18 protein-coding genes are annotated in these 24944 nt (G+C 58.8%); 10 read left to right on the top strand and 8 right to left on the bottom strand.

Going from position 1 to position 24944, the window contains the following annotated elements; all coding sequences use genetic code 11:
- Positions 1–5 precede the first annotated feature (5 nt).
- The 3 genes from AC3G88_RS05875 to AC3G88_RS05865 all read left to right on the top strand — a co-directional run bounded on the left by AC3G88_RS05875 (position 6) and on the right by AC3G88_RS05865 (position 3625).
- A complete protein-coding gene (locus AC3G88_RS05875; RefSeq protein WP_488893218.1) occupies positions 6–1370 on the top strand; it encodes a DUF6538 domain-containing protein in 1365 nt (454 codons plus the stop codon).
- 455 nt (positions 1371–1825) lie between these two features.
- On the top strand, positions 1826–2269 hold the full coding sequence (locus AC3G88_RS05870; protein ID WP_488893217.1) for a hypothetical protein: 444 nt from the start codon (positions 1826–1828) through the stop codon (positions 2267–2269).
- 228 nt (positions 2270–2497) lie between these two features.
- Positions 2498–3625: a hypothetical protein gene (locus tag AC3G88_RS05865; protein WP_488893216.1), complete on the top strand. Its 1128-nt coding sequence runs from the start codon at positions 2498–2500 to the stop codon at positions 3623–3625.
- 583 nt (positions 3626–4208) lie between these two features.
- Here the strand turns inward: AC3G88_RS05865 and AC3G88_RS05860 are convergent.
- Complete coding sequence (locus AC3G88_RS05860; RefSeq protein WP_488893215.1) at positions 4209–4496, bottom strand: type II toxin-antitoxin system Phd/YefM family antitoxin; 288 nt, start codon at positions 4494–4496, stop codon at positions 4209–4211.
- 415 nt (positions 4497–4911) lie between these two features.
- Here AC3G88_RS05860 and AC3G88_RS05855 point away from each other — a divergent pair, with 415 nt between their 5' ends.
- The gene (locus tag AC3G88_RS05855; RefSeq protein WP_488893214.1) at positions 4912–5523 is read left to right on the top strand and encodes a hypothetical protein; all 612 of its coding nucleotides are present in this window, start codon (positions 4912–4914) and stop codon (positions 5521–5523) included.
- A gap of 984 nt (positions 5524–6507) precedes the next feature.
- Here the strand turns inward: AC3G88_RS05855 and AC3G88_RS05850 are convergent.
- The 4 genes from AC3G88_RS05850 to AC3G88_RS05835 form a co-directional block, all read right to left on the bottom strand.
- Complete coding sequence (locus AC3G88_RS05850) at positions 6508–6786, bottom strand: hypothetical protein (protein WP_488893213.1); 279 nt, start codon at positions 6784–6786, stop codon at positions 6508–6510.
- A gap of 214 nt (positions 6787–7000) precedes the next feature.
- The gene (locus AC3G88_RS05845) at positions 7001–7141 is read right to left on the bottom strand and encodes a hypothetical protein (protein ID WP_488893212.1); all 141 of its coding nucleotides are present in this window, start codon (positions 7139–7141) and stop codon (positions 7001–7003) included.
- A gap of 297 nt (positions 7142–7438) precedes the next feature.
- Complete coding sequence (locus AC3G88_RS05840; RefSeq protein WP_488893211.1) at positions 7439–7750, bottom strand: hypothetical protein; 312 nt, start codon at positions 7748–7750, stop codon at positions 7439–7441.
- A gap of 230 nt (positions 7751–7980) precedes the next feature.
- Positions 7981–8373 (bottom strand): DUF2493 domain-containing protein, encoded by a 393-nt coding sequence (locus AC3G88_RS05835; RefSeq protein ID WP_488893210.1) that lies wholly within the window; start codon positions 8371–8373, stop codon positions 7981–7983.
- Positions 8374–9374: 1001 nt separating this feature from the next.
- Here AC3G88_RS05835 and AC3G88_RS05830 point away from each other — a divergent pair.
- The 6 genes from AC3G88_RS05830 to AC3G88_RS05805 are packed head-to-tail and all read left to right on the top strand — an operon-like array spanning position 9375 to position 19624.
- Positions 9375–11999, top strand: a complete 2625-nt coding sequence (locus tag AC3G88_RS05830) for a sigma-70 family RNA polymerase sigma factor (RefSeq protein WP_488893209.1) — start codon at positions 9375–9377, stop codon at positions 11997–11999.
- Positions 11996–13504, top strand: a complete 1509-nt coding sequence (locus tag AC3G88_RS05825) for an ATP-binding protein (RefSeq protein WP_488893208.1) — start codon at positions 11996–11998, stop codon at positions 13502–13504. The genes AC3G88_RS05830 and AC3G88_RS05825 overlap by 4 nt, the downstream gene beginning before the upstream one ends.
- Positions 13505–13523: 19 nt before the next feature.
- The gene (locus tag AC3G88_RS05820; protein WP_488893207.1) at positions 13524–16400 is read left to right on the top strand and encodes a Z1 domain-containing protein; all 2877 of its coding nucleotides are present in this window, start codon (positions 13524–13526) and stop codon (positions 16398–16400) included.
- Positions 16384–17388, top strand: a complete 1005-nt coding sequence (locus tag AC3G88_RS05815) for a PD-(D/E)XK motif protein (RefSeq protein ID WP_488893206.1) — start codon at positions 16384–16386, stop codon at positions 17386–17388. The genes AC3G88_RS05820 and AC3G88_RS05815 overlap by 17 nt, the downstream gene beginning before the upstream one ends.
- Before the next feature lie 3 nt (positions 17389–17391).
- Complete coding sequence (locus AC3G88_RS05810; RefSeq protein ID WP_488893205.1) at positions 17392–19158, top strand: AIPR family protein; 1767 nt, start codon at positions 17392–17394, stop codon at positions 19156–19158.
- Between the two features lie 7 nt (positions 19159–19165).
- On the top strand, positions 19166–19624 hold the full coding sequence (locus AC3G88_RS05805; RefSeq protein ID WP_488893204.1) for a very short patch repair endonuclease: 459 nt from the start codon (positions 19166–19168) through the stop codon (positions 19622–19624).
- On the opposite strand, the gene AC3G88_RS05800 is transcribed toward AC3G88_RS05805, so the two are convergent.
- The 3 genes from AC3G88_RS05800 to AC3G88_RS05790 form a co-directional block, all read right to left on the bottom strand.
- Positions 19602–21155, bottom strand: a complete 1554-nt coding sequence (locus tag AC3G88_RS05800) for a DNA cytosine methyltransferase (RefSeq protein WP_488893203.1) — start codon at positions 21153–21155, stop codon at positions 19602–19604. The genes AC3G88_RS05805 and AC3G88_RS05800 overlap by 23 nt on opposite strands.
- Before the next feature lie 581 nt (positions 21156–21736).
- Positions 21737–23380 carry a pyridoxal-dependent aspartate 1-decarboxylase PanP gene (gene panP / locus AC3G88_RS05795; RefSeq protein ID WP_488893202.1) on the bottom strand — a complete coding sequence of 548 codons (1644 nt, stop codon included), beginning with the start codon at positions 23378–23380 and terminating at the stop codon, positions 21737–21739.
- 129 nt (positions 23381–23509) lie between these two features.
- Complete coding sequence (locus tag AC3G88_RS05790) at positions 23510–24943, bottom strand: N-acyl-D-amino-acid deacylase family protein (protein ID WP_488893201.1); 1434 nt, start codon at positions 24941–24943, stop codon at positions 23510–23512.
- Position 24944 lies beyond the last annotated feature (1 nt).

Here is a 24944-nt window from a genome sequence, read left to right as displayed (position 1 = left end):
GGACGATGTTCATGTTCCGGCGACGCATTCCCCTGGACCTAGTGTCCGCCTTTGGACGGGCAGAACTCTACCGAAGCGTCGGGACGGCGGATGCTCGCCTGGCGACAATACGCGCCAGGTTCCTGGCCGGCATCTGCGATGCGCTCTTCCAGCGAGCTCGCCAGCTTCTCAAAAGCGGCCGGTCGCTTGGCCCCAGCGAGATCGGGCTCTTGGCAGAGATAGCACTTCCCTCTCAGGACAGCTGGCCTAGCATTCCAGGTTGTGCCCAGACAACAAATACGCATTCAGCACCAGCTCGGGACGAGCCTGCGGTCGCGCAACCTCCCGCACGATCAGCAAAACTAGTCACGATCTCCCTGCAGTCGGCGATCGACGCCTATCTCTCTCAGATCAACGTAAAGCCCGCGACCAAGACCCGGTATCGGACTGTCCTCGATCGGCTTGTTTCGCATTTCGGCGCGGTCTGCGACCTGACAACTCTGAATCAGGACAAATTCGTCGGGTTTGCCGATCATGTCAACGCCGACTCCGCGCTCGCTATCAAGAGCAAGCAGGTCACGATCACGGCGGCCGCAACGTTCATCAACTGGCATGCATCCCGGAACAGCACGATAGCCCAGGTCACGGCGGCCTCACTGAAACCGAAACGCATTGCCCCATCCTGGTCCGACCGGGCCGACTTTGCCCTCAAAGAGATGGCCGCGATCTTCCAGCACGCAATTGCCAACCGTCGAAGCGCACCCCACGAATTCTGGGTAACGGTCGGCTGCGCACTCACGGGCTGCCGGCTGGAAGAACTTGCGCAGTTGCACATCCCGACCGACCTGAAGCAACACCCCACAGGGATCTGGTATCTGGATCTTAACGAGCGTCCGGACCCCGATGGCATCGTTCGGAAATCGCTAAAGAAGCTCTCGAGCTGGCGGGTAGTCCCGATCCACCCTCTCCTGGTTGAACTGGGATTTGTGGAGTTCCTTCAGACCGCATCGCGATCGGAGACGGGCCGCCCGTTTAGCTCACACTGGGCTCCTCATGGCGAACCGACGCCAGAAGGCGCCTCTATCCGCGCCGACATCAAATGGAGCCACAAGATATCAAAGTGGGGAGGTCGCAGACTGAAGGAGCTACGGACGGTTGACATGGTAGCGCCAGGCAGCGCGACTTATTTCCACAGCATGAGGCATACCTTCATTACCACTCTGGCAAAGGCTGGGGTTCCAGAACCCTTACGAGCAGCCCTCACTGGGCACGACAACGGCGGCATAAATGGGCAGATCTACACGAAGTTCAAAGATGATCCCACGTCGACCTTCGATGCCTTGGTCATGGGGGCGTCCGACCTGGCGTCAACTTTGCGCGCCAACCTTTGAGCCCCGCCTCGCAGCGCCGGGAAGAAGGGCGCCGCCGTTAGAGCAGTGCGGCGCAGGATTGGCAAGGATAGGATTTCCTATCCTAGGATTGCATAGCATTGGCCGCCGCGACTCGCCACTTCATCTTCACCCATATATCAAGGATGACAATGCGTGAAGGCATGAATCAAATATTTCGCCATCTTATTTACGGGCAATAATCCATTAACTACTGACTTACATTACCAGAACCCGCGAGCTCTACAGTGCATCGAAGCAGCCTAAAAAGGTCGCGATATCTCATAAGTAAGCCATGACTTATTTAGATACTGATGACCCCAGATCAGATTCAATCTATTTGATTTCACAAAGCATCAACGCCCTATACGCTTCCGATCTTTCTCAAAGATAGGTCCACCCTTCATCCGTTGCGAGTTCACATCGAGATGTAGAGGCCGACCCCAAGACATAGATCGATGAATGATGGCGACACCACGCTCCAACAACTGCATTGGGGCCTACTCCGATTTTTCCAGGATCACGATTCTAACGATGCTTACCCGAAATCTCATTCAAGTGGCATTGGGACGCAAGATAACTCAGCACCGCCTCGGTCAACGCGCCGCTCGACGGGGCCGCTGTCATCTCAGATTGTGGGCTACGCAACAAGGCGGCCCCATAGCAGCCACCACTACATAAGTTCGCGCCTGCAACTGGGAGGGAATCCACAGATCATCAAGCAGTTCCAGCTTCGCTTTCCCGAGCCGCTAAAGAACGTGCTCGACTTTCTATGTGCCGAGCATTTCCACATGAATGCGCATCGTTTCATCGTGGCCTTAGTTTCTGATGCTTTGACTGTCGCGCTAGAGGAATACCTGAATACGCGCATTCAGAATGGCTTGGAGCACACTGGCGCATAGGCGGGCATACGAATCTTGTGGCTCACCGCATCCACGTGCAAAAAAACAACGATGAAATGCCGCTCTTGAAATGCCTACGATTTGTCGCTCCACCGCACCATACCGGGGAGGCCCTTGTCCCGCGGCACGTATCGTAGGCACATTTGTAACAGAACCGCATACTCCCATTGAATTGCCTAACTTCGACCTCTAGCATTCGTGCGTCGAAGCTTTTGAGGGGTAGTGCGAATGAATCAAATTGCAGAGCAAGGTTTGAGGTTAGCGTGCTTTGATGATCCCAAGATGGGCGATCAGCCCGGCGCATTCGAGTGTTCTGAATGCCAGGAGAAACTCGAATGCGCTAAGCACGCGAACTCAAAATTGCCGAGACAGCGCAAGCGGGAGCCTATTTATCGCAGTCGACGAGCTGGCGATGTTGCAAAACCGGTGACCATCGATCCTGACGACTTAGACGCCTTGCTATCTGAGTTCGAGGATAGGCCTCTTGTCGCGCAGCGGAACGGGCGACACGAAGACGAAGATGTGACCCCGTCACCAGGCGCAGAAAAACGCCCCCTGACGTCCAAGGTCCCTCACCGTTCGTTAGGCGTCCCAAGCGCAACGAAGCCGTCGTTTCCTGCGACGTGCAACGCTACCTACGCCAAGTTCACCGCGGCCGGGCTCGTTGAGGCCATTCAAGACATTACGAGAGCTGTCCGCCAGACCCATTCATCCTACGAAGACCATCGCGAATCATTCTGCGCCCTCAGTCTTGAGTTGAATCGGAGGGAGGTCACGTTTGCACCCCGCTTCCGCGGCAGCCCCCGCCCGAGTCATAGGGCACCGACGCCTGCCGAGCAGTTGCTTGGACTCGACCGCCAGATCATTGATCTTCATTGGCTTCACAGCCAAGGAATCAAACGGCGCATCGCCACCGAAATTTATGAGGACCTGTTGCTCGAGAAAGAGTTTGATTTCGGCCAAGCACAAGAATTCGCGACCGAGGCTTGGACCAGTGACCACAAGGCAAAGCTACTTAGCCTGCCGATGGACTTGCAATGGCAACTCGACACTATTCAACCTTCAAACTTCGCCGACCGCTTCCGACGATTGCGCAATGGTGACCGGTCTGGTGGGCGCATCAGGATGAAGGGCTTGCCTCAGATCCTCGTCGAACTCGAGAATTCGACCATCAACGCGCCGCATCATCGTGGAAGCGTTAAGGAGTGGCTAACGCTGTGGCTTTGTTATCAGATGATTGGCGACAAGGCACCGGCCGCCCTTGCGTCGCTGTATAGCTTGGCAACCGGCTCAACTCCAATGGCACCCAGCAGCATCTCACGCAAGCTCAATCGTGTTCTTGCCCGCCTGGGATAAAACCCGGCTTCGAGCACGGCCCGGTATCAAGGTCAGCATACTGGGCGAGTGCCTATCCGGATTGCAGCCAACACCCCGACGCCTGTCAGGCCGCTGATCGCGCCGGATGTGCAACCTGGTCTCCCGAGAGAAATTTCCTTCTTCATCATGGACTTATGCGGAATTGGTAGGACCTTTGTCGCGCCTAGTATTTTAGTGGTTAGTGTTGTAGTGGCCCTAGTGAAAAGTATTTCGCTCCGCGTAGCGGAGCGAGGCGCTTCGCGCCTTCATTCCGGCCCGCCCTCAATGGTCTGAAATTCGGAGGGAGCCCGCCGGGAGCGGACGCTGGAGCGTCCCAACACATATAAGGCTTGAGGGAAGCATGCGGCGTCGCGACGCCGCATCTCTTCGGAGCGACGTTGCTGAGGGACTTCGCATGCCCCAACAAGCTTGGATTGGAAGTGTCACGCGCCGGCTGACGCCTCACCTCGCCACGCCGAAACAAGCATGCCATGCGCTCATTGAAACTGTGCCGAGCATATTCAGCTTTACCCCCTACCACGAACGGTAGGGCTGGCTGCCTGAGCGCACTATGCACAACGAATCAGGGACCACTCCCCTTTTCGTCCTCCCCGTAAAACAATCGCGCTATCTCGGCATCGCTTGCGTTGAATTCTTCCAAGGTCATGTTGTCGATCCAATCCAACTGGGCCTGGGTGAAACACGCCCGACCGCCACCGATACGCCGCGAAACATCAGGCTTGTCGTATGGCACCAACTTCGCCATGGGCTTGCCATCGAGTGTCAGCACTACCTCACACTGGTCCTGAACAACTATGCCAACAAGGTCCGATAGTTGCTCCATTGCGTCCCGAATCTCCAAGGTGAGCATTTTGTTCTCCTGCTCTGAGCTCCAAGCTTACTATTGTGGCAGTCGGCAGAACACCCGAATGAGCCGTCGGTCGCTGAACCCAACTCCCCATCCTTTCTCTTTCCACACCCGGCACGACTTTCCTTATACAGCCAGCGGCCGAGCCTCGCCACGTTAGTCGGCCCGGCGCTAGTGGCACACCTTCTGCCTGAGCCAGGCCTTTGAAAATCAGAGTTGCCGCCAGTTTGTGGAGAGCAAGGTGCCGCGCTCATCCAAAGGATCCCGTCCAGGCACGCCTTGGCCTCCACGGCGCGCCTGCAGACGCATCGCTTAGTAGCGGATAGTGCCTGATGAAAATTCGTTAGGTAGTGACATGGGGTGCTACATTCACCTCCTGCCCGCACGGGCAGCGCTATCCGGTCTGCTGAAACACAGAATGCAAGAAGAAGAGACACGAAACGAGATCCCAATTGGACGGGACACCTACGACCTGAGGCACCTTGCGCCGAAGATGCACCGATCCACGGTGATGCTGATGGCCGAGCCCCTCCAGGTGAAGTCGCTGCCGGTCGAGGTCGCCTATACCATGCACTGCTGGACGCGCGGCCTACGTGCGGGCGAGACCGAGGACAATGTTCCTGCCACGCACCTGTTCTATGACGGCAAGGTGCCGCGCCTTTTCTGCCAGCGCCGTTATGACCTGTCGAAGCAACTTCCGGCATTGATCGAGAACATGCTGGCCGAGCATCCGGTCGTCTACGCCGTCAAGGGCGGCAACTTCGTGCACTTCGAAATGGTGGAGGAGCTGGACGATGGCACGCAGATCAAGATCACCTACTACATGATCCTGCACCTGCGGAAAAGCACGCCGGACAAGGGGCGCTTCATCAAGCTGCGTGTCGAGACGGCCTACCCGGAGGACCTCGTCAACTACGGTCCAACCCACTACGACCCCAAGGGCTTCAACCTGGAGAAGCTGCTACGCGAAACGTGGATGCAGCGCGAAGGCGCACCCAAGCCTGGCAAGCCTAAGAAAAAGAAGAAGTAGAAAGGAAAACGCCCCCTGCGATGGAGGGGGCGTTTAGGAATAACGCGGGGGTTCTCTTGGGTATTCCACTCCTGGTGGAACCACTGCTCAAAGAGCTGTGGCGGCTCTTAGCTTTCGAAACCGGACACCCCGCAAAGCTAAGTCTTTCCGACCCGCGATTGCTCTTGGATCGGGCCTCCTGCCGGCTTTAGACTCAAAGATCATCAGCGGACAAGTGGACTTCGTTTAAACGGATTGTAGCGGAAAACGCATCACGAAGCTAATCAAAACACATTGCAATGTAAGGGTTCTTGCACATCCGTTGCAGGCGTCCGACACCGGATTGCAGGAATTGTTTCACCCCCAATTTGCCTCGCAAACGTCACAACTTGTGACGAGAAAAACGCCCTGCAGGCGTTGCCCCAGGCCGCTTGACCTTGATCCAGGACGGTTGAGAGCCTTCTATATAGGTGCTTTGGGCCTGCTTTCCAACCATCCCCTCCAACTGCAACCGCAGCAACTGCTCGTAGAGCTAGGCCCCGTGCTACCCTGAACTCCATAAAGAGGACGTTGGATCACTTTTATAACAACTCGTGTAGCCGCTCCTTGCGTGCCAGGAATAGCTCGTTGCGCACAGCCTTGCCGTTAGCCACCATCAGGTCAAAGACGCATTAGACCCCGGATCGGCACCCGCATACCAGCCTTTGCGGCGCGCTCGCGCATGCCCTCGGTAGAAGTCACTCCGGCCAATTTCGTCCAGCCCACAAACCTCGCCATCCAGGACGTGATAGCTTCGCGCCAGACGCGCGAGGACGTGGCGCGACTAGGTTGTCGCGTCAGCGCCGTTGCGGGTCTTCAAAGCGAACGGTTTGGTGCTCGCCAGCATCCGGTAGCCGAACTTCAACTCCCAGCGCCAAATCCAGACGCCGGCACCCTCGGTCGAGCCTGGACCAGCATGGGGTGCAAATTGCGGAGACCCAGCACGGCATTTGGCATATGCCAAATTTAGTCTGGTTTCGGTCCTTTCGGGTCAAGCACCTTTTGGACTGCCCACAGCAGGCCGGCAGCGACGAGCCCACCAAGCAACAATCCCCCCGCCAGCTTGGCTTTATCGAAGTGGTCATCCTGGGCTGGACTTCGTTTCTCCGGGGACGCCGCTTGGTCAATTTCAGACTTCGTGTCTGGATTCAGCTCCGCATACCGCGCGTCATAGTCTTCCGGATACGGCCCATGCCGGGAGTCGGCGTCCGCCGGCCAGTAGGCCCGTTCAAGATAGTCAGGCATTTCGTTTGCTCTATACGTAGGCCAGGGTCCGGTATCCCGCCTGCAGTTTAGCCCACAGCAGGCCCATCGCTGCAAACACGTCACTGTCCAGCCCGAACAGCGGGAGCGTGCGAACGCCATCGCTCTCAGACCAGAACACGTATGCGCTCGCAGTGTGGCGCGGTTGCGTAGCGAGGATCTGCGCGGCGCGCTCGGTGAGCTAGCCCGCGTTGCGCTAGGCGGTGGCTTGCTTACAGGTCACGGTTGCTGACTGGGTGCCGGTCAGCCCCAACTCCAGGCCGAACAGGATCGCTGCTGGCCGCGATTGCTCCAGCGTGGCCAGGCCCTGCGCGATTTCTGTCGCGGTGAGCGTCACGTGCGCGGACTTCTTATAGGAGAGGATGGCCAGCGTGTGCGGGAGCTTGTGGTCCTCGACCGCTTTGTGGATCTCCGCATGGCAATTTCAAGCGCGACGTGCGACTCGGGCTCGCGTCCTTGCATGCCCATGTTCGTCGTGAAGGCGACGAGCTGCTGCGGCACGATGGCGTCGACCGCCTCGGTCCAGAGTGGGGATTGGGCCATGGGTGACTGACCCAGCAGGAGCTTTGGTGCTCCAGATGTCCTTGAGCGCGGGTGTCATACATGAAAACCTCCGCGCTCAAGGATACCCTACCTAGCAGCCATTCTTACACTGCGCCACACCTTCAGCCGCAGCGGCATAGCAGATCGCGTCGGCGGGCGGGGGTAGGCCGGAACACGCAGCAGCGGCCGCAGCACCTGCCGCTTCGCAAGCGATTTCGCAGAAGGGATTGGAGAAAACTACTTCGATGGATGACGCGGCCTGACCTTTCATGGACGGGTCACCGACGATCTTGTCTCCTGGCTGGATGACTTTCGTCGCCAGCAAAATCCCTTCTATCACCCCCTTGTCGCGGTCGGACAGTGCTTTCCATTGCTCCGCGTTTACTTTCAGCTCCTTTGCCATCTTTGCCTCCTACACCAGAAACGTCACCCCGGCCGACCAACATTAGGAAGTCGAAAAGCAGAGCGCCTCCCTCCAAAGTAGGGAGGCGCAAATTGAGCAGTTTTGGAGGTTGCGGCGCCGAAACCGAATATCAGTTTTGTGCGGCCTTGACCGTCTTCTTGTCGTCCAGCAGGATCTGCATCAGACCTTGCATCGCGCTCAGCTGCGCGCACATTTTCCGCCAGTCTTTATCATTGACCTAGCGCAGCCAAGCAACGAGCAGGCAGTTGGCCTTCAGGCAGCCAGCGATTAATTGCGATCTTCGTCAAGTTCGGGACCACCCACAGGCAGCCGGTGCTTGGGCATGGGTAGATCCTGACGCGACCACCACGGCTGCCTGCGGCCGCAGCATAGGAGTAAGGGTCCGGCGCGATACCCCGTGCCTTTGCCGAGGCCTTCGCATGCGCGTCTGCGCCCGTTGCCTCGCCCTCAATGAGTAAGGTGATGGGTCGGCGCGCGTGGACGCGATCTAAGACCGCCCAGACCCATTGCCGGTCGTCATATTGGCGCCCACCGCAGGCCGGCACCCACCGCAGACCAGCACGCGCATCACCGTTTCTTCGGCGTCGGTGGCACGACTTCATCGACCAGCTTCTGTGCTCCAGTGCCTGTGGTGGACATGCACATGCCATAGGCCTTCTCGCAATGGTCGAGATGGTGCGCACGCACCGCCGCAACAATTGAGAGGTCAGCCAAGGGCTCGCGCGGACAATCGCTTGCTCTTATACGCTCTCCCTCTGCTGCAACGCCGTCCCCTCGCAATCCGTTCCCAGATGGCCGACCAGTCATTGACTAGCATCAGAAACGCCGCCTATAGGTAAGGCTTAGTCAGACACTGCCTTGTTCAAATACACCGCTCCGACAACAAAAGGGACCGAGCCCTATCGTAGTCTCTGGGCCAGTCCCGCCAGCTGAACCCGTCAGCTACCGCCTTTGGCCGGCGTGGACCGATGTATAAGGATCCATGGCCGCGGACCGGATTGAAAGACACTACCCATTCGCGCGAACGAGTTTTCTCTAGGACTCGTCGGTCCTACGTGCCCCCTTCCCCATCAAAGCACGTTGCTTTACGGTGGCGATTCGTTGCTTTCTACTTGGTTGGCCGCACGCGCCACCCCATACATGCTCACGGAATTCACAATACAAAATGTATGAGACATTTGATTTTGCAGCGTGCTCACCGCTCCCTGAATAGCCTGAACCTATGCAGTCGCTGTAAAACGCAACCCCAATTGTGCATGAGGGCAAGTTAATTCGATCTGACCTCCTCCCACGATGCCTTCACTGCCCCCCTGGCGCCCCCACTGTTGGTAATGGCCAAGGCGCGGTTCCCAGTTTAGACTTCATAGCTAACGTGACAGCAGAAATTGGGTTTCTCGTGCGCAAGTGCAATCTCGCCACGGTCCATAGACCCGCCTGTGTATTGAGCCTGTAATACTCATCCGTTACCTATAAGAAGAGAAGAAATGGTGATCTGCGGGATCTACGGCCAGCAGGGAGGCACCGGAAGAACCGCCCTAATCAGGAAGAATGGCAACCATTCACATCGAGGGCGGCTCCACTGCCGACTGTGGTGGACAAACGCGTGACTATCGTTCCGGCTTCCGATACGAACGCCCTCGGCCGCCTGTTCAGAATGGCAATCTTGGGCGGCGTCGAAGCCGCCGTAAGGCTGCACGTCGAACGTGGCGATAACCTTGAGGCACGAGACGAGCGTGGCCTGACGCCCTTATTGCTTGCGGCTTCCAAAAATCGTAGTGCCGTATGTCGCATCCTCCTTGATGCCGGCGCAGACGCTTTCGCTGTCGATCCATCCGGGAGAAACGCCCTCGATATTGCGCTGGCGGCGAAGGCTGACGACACTGCCCGCCTGATCGAATCACACGTCAGGAGATGTGACACGGGGTCTAGCGAGGGCAACCATGACCACCAACCTCGGCCTGCTGCGCAGATTGTCATACCCTCGGCGTCCGGAATGAACTCCGTCACCGACAGGCCACCGCTTTACGATTTGCACCAAAGTCAAGGTCTGCAGAAACCGGAGGGGCCGGCGACTCTGAACGATAGGGAGCAGACCGAGTTCATCGACGAAGACACATCCTTCGACATCTCCGGTTGGGAGGCGGAGGAGCCTTTGCTTCCTCCGCCGGATGCTTCCTCTATCCCCACTTGGCAAATCGAGACTCAGAAAGTCATCGCCACGCACGCCCCACTCGACGACTCGGCCGAATGGGAGCACTTCGATACCTTCTTGCCCAGGGAAGCCGCGCCGCTGCCGCGCTCGAACGACACCGATTACACCGACAGGCTCCGGAGAGTCCTGTTGCGTGCGTTGCGTGAAGGCAGCGTCCCTGAAATGGCATTAGAAGAGCTCTTTGCGGAACGCGAAGAAGAGGTCCGTCAGGGTATGCGCTCCTTGTTGCGCTATTGCATTAACGACATTGGCGCCGAAACGGATGATCGATTTGAATATCTCGCTCCTCACGAAAGCTTCGAGGTTTTCGTAAACCCACGGGAAAGCGAAGCCGAATGTGAGAGCATCGGCGAAGTTCTCACGTTTCTCGACAATTTGGAAGCGCGCGGAAATGATCCGATGCGCTTGTATATGAAGGAGGTGCATCGCACGTGCCTACTCACCGCAGACGAGGAAATAGCACTAGCCAAGGCAATGGAAACTGCGGAGAGCGATGCCATAGGCGCCCTTTCCTTATGGCCTGAAGGACTTCAATGGGCATTAGTCGCGATTGATTCAGCGCTTGCGAGTGGACGGCCACTTGGCGCGATCACCATGGGGCGCAGAGACACCCCAGAGCGAGAATCTATCGCACTATTCGAGGAAGACAATCTAAACCATGGCGTTTCGATGGCCGATGCAGGTCCGGTCAACGACTTTCGTCCAGAGAACACCGACGAAGAAGTCATCGATGGTTCGCCAATCGAGGATCAGAGCAATGCAGTAGGATCCCATGGATTTGGCATCAGGATCAAGGCGCTATCCGCCTCCCTTGAGTTACATAAGGACTCAATGGGCCTCGAAAGAGAACGACGCGCAACGCTTGAATCGCTCAGATTACAACGGACGTTCCTATTGGAATTGGCTGGTTTGGAGCCGTTCCTACATAACGCAGCAGCACGCCCCTTTGTCGCCGCAACTCAGCGCCTGTCAGACGCTCGCAGTCGAATGGCCGCAGCAAACTTGCGGCTTGTGGTCACAGTCGCAAAGCGATACCTCCCTTCAGGACTGCCAATGGATGACTTGGTGCAGGAGGGCAATATTGGCTTGATCAAGGCTGTCGACAAATTTGACTGGAGGCGTGGATACAGATTCTCCACCATGGCAATTTGGTGGATACGGCAGCAAGTTAGCCGTTCTGTCGCGGACGACTCGCGAACAATTCGCTTGCCTGTGCATGTCTACGAGCAACTTCAACGCTTGGAGAAGGAATCGAATGTAATTGAGCGCTTCAAAGGCCGCGAACCGTCAACAATCGAACTGGCCACGACTCTGTCCCTCCAGCCAGACAAGGTCGAAGCGCTACAGCGATCCGCCTCCCCCGTAGCATCACTGCATGATGAAGACGCTCATGGCGAACTGATCTATGGTGCCATTGAGGATAGTTCCCCTGATCCGTTCGAATCAGTCGCCACCCTCGAGCTGCGCGCGACGCTCGGTGCCGTTCTGACCGAGCTTGGGGGAAAGCACGAGCGCGTCCTGCGCATGCGGTTTGGCGTGGGAGTCAACGAGGCACTCACTTTAGAAGAGGTCGGAGCCAAATTTGAGGTTACTCGCGAGCGAATCCGACAGATCGAGGCAGAGGCGCTGAAGCGACTGCGCAAACGCCGAATCCGCGAAATGTTTCGGGGGTGGGTGCCTCAAGACGCCCTACACGATGCCGCGCTGTCGGGAACCTCAAATCCCGCACCCGAAAAGCCGACTCGGGACACCAAGCCATCCCCCGAAAATCAAGCGACTGGCGAGAAGCCGCCACGGCGCGAGGTGCGAAACAAAAATCAACAATCGTCGGCCGTTGATCGGATCCTGGCTGAAGCAGCAGCATTGGGGATCGCCGTTGAGGAAGGCCAAAATGGCGTTGAGCGTTCGACATGGGTCAACATCGACAAGCCGATTGACACCCGAACGCGGACGCTGATCCGCAAACTAATCGGCCTAGGCTTTGAGCACTGGCCTGGTAAAGGGTATTGGATATGAGTTCGAGTTCCGGCACACGCCGCGCGCCGCCAAGGGCCGATGCGATGCTTGAAGCTCTTCGAGGTCTTGGTTATTCCACCGCCGCAGCACTGGCCGATATCGTCGACAATAGCATCTCGGCAGGTGCCACCGAAGTGCACATCCTCTTCGAATGGGCGGGAGGCAACAGCCGTATAAGCGTGCTCGACGACGGGCGCGGCATGGGCGACGCAGCGCTCGAAAGTGCGATGCGGCTAGGCGACAAGAATCCACTCGATAGCCGCGACCCTAGCGATCTAGGGCGCTTTGGAATGGGCCTCAAAACCGCCTCATTCTCTCAGTGCCGCAGACTGACGGTCGCGAGCATCGCAGAGGGCTCAAACGCTTCAATGTGCTGCCTGCGATGGGATCTCGACGCATTGGCCGCGCACCCAGAAGCCGGCTGGCTTCTCTTTGAGGGCGCGGCCACCGGATCGGAGCGCCATCTCGACCGCCTAGCCAATTGCCGATCCGGCACGCTCGTGCTTTGGGAGTCCTTGGATAGAATTGTCTCGGCTGGCTACACGGCTGAGGATTTCGTTGATCTGATAGACCGCGTTGAGGCACGCCTAGCAATGGTCTTCCATCGCCTACTGGAAGGCCCCAATGCAAGACTCAGAATCCTGATTAACGGTCGCGCAGTCGCCCCATGGGATCCATTCATGTCGGGCCATCCCGGCAAACCATGGAGCTCGCCAGTTGAGCGACGGCGGACGACCGACGGTCTAGTCTCCGTAGAGTGCCATGTCCTTCCGCACAAGGATCAACTCACGCTAAAGGAATTCGATACTGCTGGCGGACCAGAGGGGTGGAATGCCCAACAGGGATTCTACGTATATCGAAACGAGCGCCTATTGGTCGCTGGCGGGTGGCTCGGTCTCGGCCAAGGTCGAGCCTGGAATCGAGAAGAGGCTTATAGGCTTGCTCGGGTGCGCCTGGACATCTCCAATACGGCTGATGCTGCTTGGCGAATTGACATCCGCAAGGCAACGGCCCGTCCCCCAGCCGCGCTACGTTCATGGCTGAGCGCTTTGGCGGAGGACACGCGCGCAAGGGCGCGAAAAGTATTTGCGTTCCGTGGAACACCAGTGCAAAGACTGGGCGCCGCACCCATCGAGCAAGCGTGGCGCATTGAACGCTCACGCGACGGCATACGGTATCGAATCGATGAAAAGCATCCCGCAATCGCTGCCATGCTGGGCGCATCAGTGGAAAACGCAAAGCTGCTGCGGGCGATGCTGCGAGTCATAGAGGAAACCGTGCCAATTCAACGCATTTGGCTAGACACGGCCGAAAACAAGGATACGCCGAGAACGGGATTTGCGGGCGAGGCGCCCGACTCGGTTGTCGACGTGATGAGGACGATCTTCGCCGACATGGTCGGCCGCCGTGGCATGGGCATCGAAGCAGCCAAGCAGGCGCTAATGCGGACGGAGCCATTCCAGAACTATCCAGACTTGGTAGCAAGCCTTCCGTCAGTCATCTAGAAGAGGAAAAAGAATAGTTATGCCTGAACCTAACAAGCCGCTGATGGATGCCGTGAGCATCGCCCAGACGCTACTGCGGGCGGAGAAGGACAAAGGAGTGGACGTCACAGCGGCACTCATCTCGGAAAAGGTGAAGTTCGCAGCCTCAATTTTGGAGGCTTCCCATCCTCAGGGGATTGACCAAGAGGCTGCCGTAACCGAGTTGATTGTCAGATTCAGTCGATGGATTGGTAAGGACTCAACGCTCGTGGATCCCCGTGGCCACATCCGATGGCTTGACTCAGCCAGAAAGGCCAATTGGCGCTATTGGCATCGCTACCAGAACTACCTCGAGCGCAAGCTGTCCGTCGACGTGGTTGCAGCCCTGGACGACTCCACCGATGAAATCCTTGGCTTACTCGAGGACCCCAAGCGAGAGGGCTCGTGGGACCGTCGAGGCTTGGTCGTTGGGCATGTGCAGTCCGGTAAGACGGGAAATTACTCTGGACTGGTGTGCAAAGCGGCCGACGCCGGATACAAGATAATTATTGTCTTGGCGGGAATGCACAACAATCTGCGATCGCAGACGCAAATTCGCCTCGAAGAGAGCTTCCTGGGCTATGAGACCTCAGCGACACGAGATCCTGGCAAAAGCATCGGTGTTGGAGAATTCGACAGCGATTTAAGGATTGCGCCGCATTGTGCAACAACGCGTGCCGACAACGGCGACTTTAACGCGCATGTTGCTGAGCACTTTGCAATCTCTCCCGAGGAGCGTCCTTGGCTTTTTGTAGTAAAGAAGAACAAAACCGTCTTGGCGCAGTTGTTGCGCTGGATCCGCGGCCATGTCGCCGATGCGACCGACTCCGAGACAAAGAGGCGCGTCGTGACGAATCTACCGCTTCTAGTGATTGATGACGAGGCCGATCACGCCTCAGTCGACACTGGTGAGCAACTCTTCAATCCGGACGGCACACCGGACCTTGAACACGAACCAAAAGCCATCAACAGGCTCGTCCGGCAGGTCCTGCATTCGTTCCACAAGTCCGCCTATGTCGGCTACACGGCAACGCCGTTTGCCAACATTTTCATTCACCGCCGCGGCTCGACAAGCGATGAAGGCCCAGACCTCTTCCCGCAGTCGTTCATTAAGAATCTCGCGGCCCCATCGAATTATGTTGGCCCCGCTCGCGTCTTTGGCCTGCGCTCACCCGAGGGAAGAATCGGCGGATTGCCCTTGATGCGGAGTGTGGCCGATCAAGTAGATGAGGACACAACCGGTGGGTGGATGCCGCCGAAGCACAACAAAGACCACATGCCGCTCCATGCGGGTCAGGAAACGTTGCCCCCTTCGCTAAAAGAGGCATTGTGCTCCTTTGCCCTCGCCTGTGCGGCAAGAGTCTGCCGTGGCCAGGGAGACGAGCATTCATCCATGCTGGTTCACGTTACACGCTTCAATAACGTTCAGCGCCACGTGCACGCACAGGTCGAAGAGGCCGTCAAGCGTATGAAACAACGAATCGCGCGACGAATTGACCATGAGGCGCTTCTTAACGAAATGAAGAGCCTGTGGGAGAGAGACTTCGTTCCCACTTGCGCCCAAGTCGCTGCTCGGATTCCGGAGGAAGGTGCTCCGAAAGTTCCAACTTGGGACGAAATCGCCGCGGCACTCCCTGATGTGCTCTCTGACATTGATGTGCGCATGATCAACGGCTCAGCCAAGGATGCGCTTGACTACGCTGAGCGAGAGGGTAAGGGCTTAAAAGTGATCGCCATTGGTGGGGATAAATTGGCTCGCGGATTGACCCTGGAAGGCCTTTGCACAAGCTATTTTGTCCGCACCACGAAAATGTATGACACTCTGATGCAGATGGGCCGCTGGTTCGGTTATCGCCCGGGCTACGTTGATTTGTGCCGGCTTTACACAACAGATGACCTAGTCGAGTGGTTTGGACATATTGCCGACGCGGCCGAGGAGTTGCGCGAAGAGTTCGATGCGATGGCTGAGCGCGGCGATACGCCGTGGGACTATGGCCTCAGGGTCAAGTCACACTCCGTTTTGCTCGTGACATCGCCACTCAAGATGAGAACAGCCAAGACATTGCAGCTTTCCTTCAGTGGCGAAATCCTTGAGACGGTATCCCTGCATCGCGATGGCCGTTTGCTCGATCGGAATCTCGAGGCGACTAACAAGCTGATTGACACGATGGGCCTACCTTCGGAGCAGGGTTCCATCATACGCATGCGTGCTGGCGCGCAGCATAAGTGGCAAGGCTACGTGTGGGAATGCATACCCGCTGACGCCATCGCGGAATTCTTCGAGTCTTATGCAACCCATCCAAAGGCTCGCAAGGTCAACAGCACGCTGCTTGCCGAATTCGTTCGCTCAATGGCAAAGGTGTCCGAGTTGACATCTTGGACGGTTGCCCTTGTTGGTAGCGAAGGGGATCCACATACGTTCGTCAACGGAGTGCATGTTGGCATGCTGAAACGCAAGGCCGATAGGGATATCACCGACCGCTATTCAATCGGGCGCTTGTTATCCCCGAGAGACGAAGCCCTCGACTTGGATGAGCAAGGGTGGCAAGCTGCCCTCGAAATGACGCGGAGGGCATGGAAGCCGGATCCCGGACGCCAAAAGGATGGCATAGAGCCTAGCCCCCCAGATACCCCTAATGGCCCGGCCATTCGCCGAGTGCGCGGCAAAGGGGCTGATGGCGTCGCCCCCGCCCGCGAGCGCGGGTTGCTCCTGCTGTATCCGCTAGATCCGGCACGTGCGGAGGCAGATATGTTTGATGGCAGGACAGATCCGGTTATCGCCTTTGGCGCCAGCTTCCCGGCCAGTGACGCTGGAGTGAAGGTGGAATATAAAGTTGATCACCTACTGTGGGAGCAGGAATATGGCGCAGCGGACTGAGGAGATCCGTCTCGCTTGGGGATCACTCTCTGCAAGCTCTGACGAACTAGGCTGGCGCGCCATCGGGATCAATCCGGCCGGAGCCTGCCTACTAAAAGCCGGAAGGAGATTTCCCGGTAACGAGGAGGCACTGATCGTAGGATTCTCGACGGCCACTATTGGGAAAGCCGAGCGGCTGCCCGATGGACAAGGCTTCGCCGTGGAGCGAGTGGATCTCGATGGAGACAGCAGGACATGGATTGCGCTGACCCGCCGTGCACCAGGAGGAAGCGAGCTCTTCTCCGCGATGGCTTGTGATATAGCCGGGGCCTTGGACAACGAGGCCAGCTTAGACGAACCGAGCCTTCTGCGGACATTTCTCGGGCGCGTCCGAGCTTGGCAGGAATTCATGCGCAAGGGCGGCCAACCACTTAGCGCCGAGGGCGAGATCGGACTGGCGGGAGAACTGACTACATTGGCTGCGATGGTGGACGAAGGCCTCGCAGCTGCCAGCGTGGTCAACGCTTGGGTGGGCTGCCTAGATGGCCTACGCGATTTCGAGATCGGCACTGGAGGCATCGAGGTTAAGTCCACGTTATCCGCTGTGGGTTTTCCTGCACGAGTAGGTTCGCTCGAACAACTCGACGACACCGCGCGCCAGCCTTTGTTCGTGGCCGGTGTGAGGCTGCGCCAATCGGCGGGTGGGCGAAGCCTTCCAGACTTCGTCGAGGCGACCCGCGATATCGTTCGTGGCGACGCAGAGGCGGAGAGACTACTCTCCGAGCGGCTACTGGCCGCCGGGTATTTCGATGCCCAAGCCGACTATTACGCACGCCGTTTCGTGGTCGCTGACATACTAATTATCGAGGTTGGCCCTGGCTTTCCTAAATTAACCCCCGCGACGGTCCCTAACGGTGTTACGCGAGCCTCATATGAAATCGATCTCGACAGAACGTCGGGAACGAATGTCGGAATAGCAGCGGCTTTGAAAAAGCTTGGAGCGATTTGAACCATGGATTTGCAGGATTTTTTGCGCGAGACTCAGACGCAGGTGCGGACCCAGATGAGCGACGGAGTGCCATTCGCTGAGCTTGCGTTTTCGGAAATAGTCATGGAGCACATGGCCGATATCGGCATGACGTTCGAGCCCGCACCCTGCCACTTTCAGGGAAAGATTGGAAATGCAAATCTGCGCCTTAGCGGCTACGCCATCTCGGACGAACAGGACCAGCTGGACCTGTTCGTCAGCCTCTATGCGGGTGTGGACGAAGCAACGCCAGTGCCGGACTCTGAGACAAAGATCGCCGTCGAACAGTGCCTACGCTTTCTCAGCCTTTGCGCCGAGGGTAAGATGGCCCCGAGACTCGAGCCCTCGAGCGACGCTCGCTCGCTCGCGGAGACGCTACAGGCCATCTACAATGAACTTGAGCAGGTTCGTATCTTCGTTCTAACGGACAAAGTGGCGAAGTCGAAGAGTTTCAGGACGCGAGACATCGCCGGCAAGGCCGTGCGCCTTGAGGTCATGGACATCGAGCGCCTCTATCGCCATATGTCCGAGGGCAAGCCTCGCGACGAGCTAATTGTTGACTTCACAGAGGTCTCGGGCGCTCCACTGCCTTGCGTATATGTTCCCGGCGAGGACTACGATTACGCGCTGACCGCTATGCCTGGCGAGGCCTTGCGCATGCTTTATGAGAAATTCGGTGCGCGCTTGCTGGAGGCGAATGTGCGCTCTTTCCTTAGCGTCAAGGGCACAAAGAGCGTCAACGCTGGAATTCAGAGCACGCTGCGTAACGCTCCGGATCGGTTCATGGCCTACAACAACGGTATCGTAGTAGTCGCTGACGAGATGCGTTTTGGGACAGCAGGAGACGGCTCGTCAGGAATTGCATGGTTGAAGGGCCTTCAGATCGTGAATGGAGGCCAAACGACAGCGTCGCTCTACTTTGCAAAAAAGCGTTTCCCTGAAACCGAGCTCGGCAAAGTTCGGGTGCCCGCCAAGATAATCGTCATGAGGGCACAGGATCAGGCACAGGAGGAAGCACTAGTTTCTGACATCTCGCGATTCGCTAATAGTCAGAACGCCGTGCGGCAATCCGACCTGTCAGCCAACAAGCCCTTCCACGTTGAGATGGAAAAGCTGTCGCTTTCGGTGTATTGCCCCGATGGAGTTGGTCGCTGGTTCTATGAGCGAGCTGCAGGCAGCTACAGCACAATGCTGGCACGCGAGGGAACCACGCCGGCGAAGCTCAGAGCATTGAAAGAAGCCATTCCGCCGTCTCGAAAGCTCACCAAAACGGACTTGGCCAAATACATTACCGCATGGGACAAGCGGCCTGACATTGTGAGCCTTGGCTCGCAGAAGAATTTCGATCGATTTATGGCTGCAATGGGCGGGTCAGATAGCAGGGAGGCGCCCGAACTCTCTGTCGCGGACTATAAGGCAATGATCGCAAAGGCCAAGCTATTCCGAGACACTCAGAAGATTACTCGATCGATGTTCAAGGCAGGGCAGGCAAATGTAGCCGCCTATGCCATTTCGGTGCTTGCCGACAAACTTGGAGATCGGCTCGACTTAGAGCGGGTATGGGCTCAGCAGGGAGGTTCTCCCGAGCTTATGGCACAAATCACGACTTGGGCTCAGGAGGTCAATGAAATATTCGTTCAGACCGCTGGTGGCCGCTTGATCTCCGAATGGGCAAAAAAGCCGGAGTGCCTGGAAATCGTCATGAACTCAACGTTCTCCAAACCGGCAGAGCGCATTCCCGAAACGCACTGAGCCCACGATGGCCGATGTAGTCGCCCCCGCCGTCAGAAGTCGGATGATGTCCGGCATACGCGGCAAGCACACAAAGCCAGAAATGATTGTTCGGCGCGCCTTGTTTGCGGCCGGCTACCGATTCAGGTTGCACCGACGTGATCTGCCCGGAGCGCCAGACATCGTTCTGCCAGGCCGGAGGGTTGCGATTTTTGTGCACGGTTGCTTCTGGCACATGCACGCGGGCTGCAAGAATGCAAGACTGCCGTCTACCCGTGTCGAATTTTGGCGCGACAAATTGAGCAGCAATGCGGCTCGGGACGAGCGCGCCAAAGAAGCGCTACGGAATGCAGGTTGGCGGGTTCTAGTGGCCTGGGAATGCGCAACTCGCAACCCTAACGCGCGTGCTAATCTTCCCTCTGAGCTGGCCAACTGGATCGAGGGCGACATGCCAGTAGGGGAAATCAGCGGCGTGGGGCCTGCATGAAGTCCAAGACGACCTCTGCTATCTGGCGAGCCAGCAAAGGCGGCACGGCGTTGCCGACTTGATGATATTGCTGCGTCCGCGTCCCCTCGAAGAAGTAGTTGTCAGGAAAAGTCTGTAACCTCGCGGCCTCGCGCACAGTAAGGCTTCGACATTGGGAAGCATCGGGATGGATGTAGTAGTGGCCGTCCTTTGCGATATGTGAGACCACAGTCGTCGAGGGTTCACCGGCAAGCTGCACCCTGAAACGATCCATGAATGGAATATTCTCAGCTTCCATGTTCTTGTGATCAGGCAAAAGCCGCGGTGGAAAGACAGTGAGCTTGGGCGAGTAGCCCTGCAGCCTCGCGAAGGTCGCAGCAAACATGTAGCGGTGAAGATCCGATCCCATATGCCGGCGAGTCTCATGCTGCAAGGTGCCCCCCAACTTGGCGTCGTGGAACCATTTCCTCAACGCCTTAGGCATTGAGTCACCCAGTTTAATAGGCATCGAGTCGAACGCGGAACCAGCCGAAACGTGAGCCACAGCCTCTACGGTTGCATCAGTCATAGCAATTTCGACCTCACTACGCAGCGGCACGCGCCAACCCTTGAGTCCGTGCGATGCCTTTCGCAACGTCGACAGCCACGCTTCGTGGCTGTCATCCTTCTGTGACAGACGACTGCGAAGCGCCGGAAGGCCATCTAACGCCGCTTCCACAGTGATGGGAGCGGGAGCCGGGCTTAACTTGAACCTCCCAGGTTCGCGTGACAATGCCGGAGTGCTGCGCGCCAAGTCTGAGCGCACGCCGAAGAGGATCACTCGATGTCGGCACTGCGGCACGCCAAATTTTTCAGACTCGATGAGGTAGTTGATCGGTTCCAGCTCGTCTCCCTCGACAACAAGGGACCTAACTTGATAGGTGAGGCCGTCAGCTGGTGCCGAGAGGTCTGCCAAGATGCGCTCGAATATGCGGGAGCCACCATGCTTCGAAGTCAGCATTCCCTTAACGTTCTCCATGATAAACACGGAGGGGCCAAAACGTCTGATTATCCGTAGATACTCAGTGTAGAGAAAATGACGCTTGTCACTCTCAAAAGCCTTAGGGTCCTTCGACCTTAACCGTGACCGGCCCGCGAGGGAGTAAGCTTGGCATGGTGGCCCCCCAATGAGAACCCAGTCCCGGGCGTCCTTCAAAGCACTGCCAATCCAGCTGTCGATAGTCTGGTGGGGCGTGATACCTAGTTCCGCACAACGAGCCTCAAGTAGGGCCTGCTTGCCTTCTACTGCAACGGAAGGATGCGCAAAAAGTTCCTCCCGGGTAATCTTCCCTTGGACGTAGTCGTAGTAGCAGTCGGGAACTTTGCCATCGGCAAAGGCGCGAAACAGCGCTCGCAACGACAAAGTCTTGTGCGCGGTTTCGTCCTTCTCAATTGAGACCCTCACGTTGAAGGCCCGATCGCCCAAGGCGTCTGTCAAGGATGAGAAGCCTTCGCTAAGTCCACCAGGGCCAGCGAAAAGGTCAATCACTGGAATCGCGCTGTGACGCGTCATCGAAATTCTTTTTTTGGTTGGCGCCGAACACAGCACGTGATGTGGCGCTAAATTGACCCAAATCGGACCCACGGCCCGGAACGTTGTAGTTTAACCTGCCTTGGGAATCCGGTCGGCTGGCCCATGCGCTTGGTCGGCGATGGCTCTATGAGCACCGGCATCAAAGCAGGGACAGCTATGTCGGTAGACGCCCTCTAACCAAGCTGCTCGGCAGCTATGTTCCTCTGCCTCTATTCCTACTACGGATCCAACGAACGAGGAATGCAGGCAAGCCGCTGGCGTGCTACTCTTACCGTCAAGACGATCAATTGACCCACACTTGGGTGTCACACACGTAAGCGGCTGATCTAGTAGACGGCGGCGCGAGGCGGAAAAAAGTCCTTTCGGCTCAGTCGGTTAGAGCGACGGAATCATAATCCGCAGGTCCGGGGTTCGAATCCCTGATTCGCCACCATCTATTAGAAAAGCCGCAATCTCTCACGGGATTGCGGCTTTTTGCTTTGGGGCTGCGCAACGGCCCGTCGCCGGGCCCGGGCCATCGCAACGTATCTGGGCCAGCCGTCGCGGCGGTTGCCCGAGGCTCAGACCAGCGCCATCAACGGCGCCAGCATCGGGCTCTGCGCGGCCAGCGTGCGCTGCTCGGCCAGTACGCCGCGCAGGATGTCGTGCGTCGTATCGGGGTTGGCCAGCACCACGCGGAACACCGCGATGGCCCTGCCGCCCCATTGCGACGATGTCAGCTGCGTGCGCGACACGAACGACCGCCCGGCGTCGCGCTGCATCTCCTGGATGCTGATGGTCAGCGCGTCCAGCGCCTGCTGGATCTGCTCGCGCTTCTGCGCCGGGGTAGACGCCGACAGCAGCGCCGCGCGCACGGCTTGGGGCACGTAGCGGTACGTCAGGATGCAAAGCTGTGGCCGGCTGTCGAGTTCGAAATCGGGCTGCTGCGTGATCAGTCCGGCAAAGAACTTCGCGTTGTCGATGCCGGTGTCGATCAGCCTGGCCAGGCCCTTGCGTCCCAGCAGGTGCAGGTTGGCATAGAGCATCACGGCCGCAGCGCCGCGCGAGCCTTCCAGCGTGTGGCGGCCCAGGTCGACGGAACCCTTGCGCACGATGTAGTTCGCGTGCTGGATGATCTCCTGCGTCCAGGCCGGATCGCGGAACAGCACCATGCCGGCGCCCATCGGCACGTAGAACTGCTTGTGTGCGTCGATCACCACGGAATCGGCCCGCTCGATGCCGGCAAAGCGCCCGCGTTCGCGCTCGGACAGCAAGGTCGCGCCGCCCCAGGCGGCATCGACGTGGAAGTGGCAGCCAGCTTCCTGCGCCACGTCGGCCATCGCGTCCAGCGGGTCCACGGCGCCGGTCTCGGTCGATCCGGCGATGCCGACAATGGCCATCGTGCGGACATTGCGCGCCTTGAGGTCCGCGAGCGTTTCGCGGAGCTTGTCGATCCGCATGCGGCCATCGCCATCGACCGCCACCGGCACCAGGTTGTCACGCCCGATCCCCAGCACGTCGGCGGCCTTGCGCAGCGAATAGTGGCCACGCTCGGACACCACGATTGCCAGCCCGTCGTAGCCGTAGTGGCGCAGCGCCGCCATCAGGCCCGCACTGTGGATGCCCGGGAAGCCGTCGCGTGCGCGCAGCACGTTGTTGCGGCTGGCCCAGAGCGCCGCCAGGTTGGCCGTGGTGCCGCCCGCGCAGAACGCGCCAAGCGAATGCTCGGGGTTGTGCAGCCACTGCGCGTAGAAGCCGCCGTCGCGCGCGAAGACCAGCTTGTGCAGCATGCCGATGACCTGGCGTTCCAGGCCGGTGAGCGCGCCGGAGGTTTCCAGCTTCACGACGTTCTGGTTCAGCGCCGCCACGATCTTGGCCAGCGACGGCATGAACGACGGCAGCGACGACGTCATATGGCCGATGAAGCTCGGCGACGCCACCGGCATCACGTGGCGGAACACATCGTGCAACAGATGATCGGCGTGCACCTGCGGCGCGGTCGGATCTTCGGGCAGGTCTACCGAGGAAAACTGCGCCTCGCGCGTGGCGCACGCGCCAACCGGATCGAAATCCTGGCTGGCGAAGAAGTCGGCGGGATGCTCGGCGATGCGTCGCTCGAGGTCTTCGAACGCGCCCCGGTCCGCGTCGAACCAGTGCAGCGGACAGTCGTCGTCCAATTGGCGTTCGTGCGAGTTGTCTGACGTCTCCGTCTTCGGCGCGTTCATTTGCAAAGCCCAGTCAATACCGTGCCGCCCCGGATGCGGCGCGGTGTGGCTGGGATTATGCCGGATAAGGGCCCGCCAGGGCCGGGCCAGCCCGTACAGGGGACCGGCCAACCCCGCCCCCGGCGGGCGTCAGCGCGCCGCGCGCCGCAGGCTCCGCCCCGGCCGCGCGCCGGTCGCCGCGCCGTGCTCCCACACGGCCTGCCCGTTCACGAACACGTGTGCGATGCCGGCCGACGGCTGCTGCGGGTCGAGATAGCTGGCCACATCCTTCACGGTCTTCGGATCGAACACGGTGACGTCTGCCGCATTGCCCTCCTGGATCTCGCCGCGCCCTGCCAGTCCGAAGGCGTGCGCGGTCATGCCGGTCATCTTGTGGACCGTCTCCTCCAGCGTCAGCAGTCCGAGATCGCGGCTGTAGTGGCCCAGCAGGCGCGTGAAGGTGCCCCACAGGCGTGGATGCGGGTAGTCGTCGGACGGAATCCCGTCGGACCCGATCATCGTGTCGGGATACGCCAGCACGCGCTGGACATCGCCTTCATCCATGAAGAAATACATGCCCATGCCTGGCATCACGCGGTCCAGCGCCTCGGCGCGCGAGCACTGCCATTCCTGCGCCAGATCGGACAGCTTGCGGCCGGCGCTCCTGGGCTCGGACTGCGAATAGGTAATCAGGATCTCGTCGCTGATGGCCAGCCGTTCGCGGCGTAGCAGCGACGACGAGGCCGTGTACGGGTAGCAGTCCAGGCAGATCTTCTGCGCACGGCCCAGTTCGCCGATGCGCGCCAGCGTTTCGCGGGTGCGGCCGAAGTTGGGCTTGCCGATGACCTTGTGGTGCGAGATCACAAGCTTGACGTCGATGGCCCGCGCAATCCGGGCCGACTCCTCGATGGCCTCGATCACGCCATCGCCCTCGGTGCGCATGTGCGTGGCATAGACGCCGCCGAACCGCTTCAGGTCGCGCCCCACGCCGATGATTTCCTCGGCCGGCGCGGACGCCGCCGGCGGGTAGAAAGTGCCCGTGGAAAGGCCGATCGCCCCCTGCTCCAGCGCGGCGTTGGCAGCCTGGCGCATGGCTTCGACCTCGGCGCCCGTGGCAGGCCGGTCGAGATCGGCCTGATGCACCGCGCGCAATGCCGTATGGCCCACCAGCGATGCCACGTTGACGGCGGCCGGCGTGGCGTCCAGCGCGTCGAGATACTGACCGAACTCGGCAAAGCGCCATTGCGGTTCGACCGTCCGCAGCGGCAGCGGCGGGTCCCCGCCGCTCTGCCTGTACGGCGCCAGGCTGATGCCGCAGTTGCCGTTCACGACAGTCGTCACGCCCTGCGAGATCTTCGGCGCCATGCCCGGCGACTCCAGAACGGCGCGGTCGTCGTGCGCGTGACTGTCGATAAAGCCCGGCGCCACGACCATGCCGGCCACGTCGATCTCGCGGACGGCGCGCTGGCCCGTGGCATCGCCAATGAACACGATACGGCCACCTTCGATGGCCACGTCGGCACGGTAGCGCGCCGCGCCGGTGCCGTCGATCACGTCGCCGCCGCGCAGGATCACATCGAACATG

This window comes from Cupriavidus sp. 86D6 (assembly GCF_057815095.1).
This window is presented reverse-complemented; position numbering and strand designations above follow the sequence as displayed.

What these genes read in the sequence shown, in the direction of transcription:
- AC3G88_RS05875 (WP_488893218.1), top strand. Translation starts at nt 6, where the DNA reads ATGTTCATGTTCCGGCGACGCATTCCCCTGGACCTAGTGTCCGCCTTT.
- AC3G88_RS05870 (WP_488893217.1), top strand. Translation starts at nt 1,826, where the DNA reads ATGAATGATGGCGACACCACGCTCCAACAACTGCATTGGGGCCTACTC.
- AC3G88_RS05865 (WP_488893216.1), top strand. Translation starts at nt 2,498, where the DNA reads ATGAATCAAATTGCAGAGCAAGGTTTGAGGTTAGCGTGCTTTGATGAT.
- AC3G88_RS05860 (WP_488893215.1), bottom strand. Translation starts at nt 4,496, where the DNA reads ATGCTCACCTTGGAGATTCGGGACGCAATGGAGCAACTATCGGACCTT.
- AC3G88_RS05855 (WP_488893214.1), top strand. Translation starts at nt 4,912, where the DNA reads ATGCAAGAAGAAGAGACACGAAACGAGATCCCAATTGGACGGGACACC.
- AC3G88_RS05850 (WP_488893213.1), bottom strand. Translation starts at nt 6,786, where the DNA reads ATGCCTGACTATCTTGAACGGGCCTACTGGCCGGCGGACGCCGACTCC.
- AC3G88_RS05840 (WP_488893211.1), bottom strand. Translation starts at nt 7,750, where the DNA reads ATGGCAAAGGAGCTGAAAGTAAACGCGGAGCAATGGAAAGCACTGTCC.
- AC3G88_RS05835 (WP_488893210.1), bottom strand. Translation starts at nt 8,373, where the DNA reads ATGAAGTCGTGCCACCGACGCCGAAGAAACGGTGATGCGCGTGCTGGT.
- AC3G88_RS05825 (WP_488893208.1), top strand. Translation starts at nt 11,996, where the DNA reads ATGAGTTCGAGTTCCGGCACACGCCGCGCGCCGCCAAGGGCCGATGCG.
- AC3G88_RS05820 (WP_488893207.1), top strand. Translation starts at nt 13,524, where the DNA reads ATGCCTGAACCTAACAAGCCGCTGATGGATGCCGTGAGCATCGCCCAG.
- AC3G88_RS05815 (WP_488893206.1), top strand. Translation starts at nt 16,384, where the DNA reads ATGGCGCAGCGGACTGAGGAGATCCGTCTCGCTTGGGGATCACTCTCT.
- AC3G88_RS05810 (WP_488893205.1), top strand. Translation starts at nt 17,392, where the DNA reads ATGGATTTGCAGGATTTTTTGCGCGAGACTCAGACGCAGGTGCGGACC.
- AC3G88_RS05805 (WP_488893204.1), top strand. Translation starts at nt 19,166, where the DNA reads ATGGCCGATGTAGTCGCCCCCGCCGTCAGAAGTCGGATGATGTCCGGC.
- AC3G88_RS05800 (WP_488893203.1), bottom strand. Translation starts at nt 21,155, where the DNA reads ATGACGCGTCACAGCGCGATTCCAGTGATTGACCTTTTCGCTGGCCCT.
- panP (WP_488893202.1), bottom strand. Translation starts at nt 23,380, where the DNA reads ATGAACGCGCCGAAGACGGAGACGTCAGACAACTCGCACGAACGCCAA.
- AC3G88_RS05790 (WP_488893201.1), bottom strand. Translation starts at nt 24,943, where the DNA reads ATGTTCGATGTGATCCTGCGCGGCGGCGACGTGATCGACGGCACCGGC.